At 66.4% G+C, this 643-nt stretch carries 1 protein-coding gene; it reads right to left on the reverse strand.

Features of this window, described 5'->3' with window-relative positions:
- The coding region (locus tag KD1_RS16025) for an aminoacyl--tRNA ligase-related protein (RefSeq protein ID WP_305069025.1) at positions 1–593 on the reverse strand (593 nt) is incomplete at its 3' end.
- Positions 594–643 lie beyond the last annotated feature (50 nt).

A 643-nucleotide genomic window follows, 5' to 3' on the forward strand; every position in this document is an offset into this window, starting at 1 on the left:
TCGGCGTGGACGATGACGTACTCGAAACCGAGCCGGTCGAACATGTTGATGTAGGCCGCGCGGTGCTTGGCGTACGACTGGGCCAGGCCCTCGTCGGTGACGTCGAAGCTGTACGAGTCCTTCATGATGAACTCGCGACCGCGCAGCAGACCCGCGCGCGGTCGAGCCTCGTCACGGTACTTCGTCTGGACCTGGTACAGGCTGACCGGGAGGTCCTTGTACGAGGTGTACAGGTCCTTGACGGCGAGGGTGAACATCTCCTCGTGCGTCGGCCCCAGGAGCATGTCGGCGCCCTTGCGGTCGACGAGGCGGAAGAGGTTCTCGCCGTACTCGGTCCACCGGTTCGTCGCCTCGTAGGGCTCACGCGGCAGCAGGGCGGGGAACGAGAGTTCCTGGGCGCCGATCGCGTCCATCTCCTCGCGCACGATGGTCTCGACCTTGCGCAACACCTTCAGACCGAGCGGGAGCCACGTGTAGACACCCGGAGCGGCACGGCGGACGTACCCCGCGCGCACCAGCAGCTTGTGACCGGGCAGCTCAGCGTCGGCCGGGTCCTCACGAAGGGTCCGCAGGAACAGGGACGACATGCGCATGGCCACAGCGGGACCCTCCAAGGGTGTCAGGGGTGGTGAACGTGCCAAGG

The sequence above is a fragment of the Kribbia dieselivorans NBRC 106261 genome (genome assembly GCF_001552435.1).
Lineage (GTDB): Bacteria > Actinomycetota > Actinomycetes > Actinomycetales > Dermatophilaceae > Kribbia > Kribbia dieselivorans.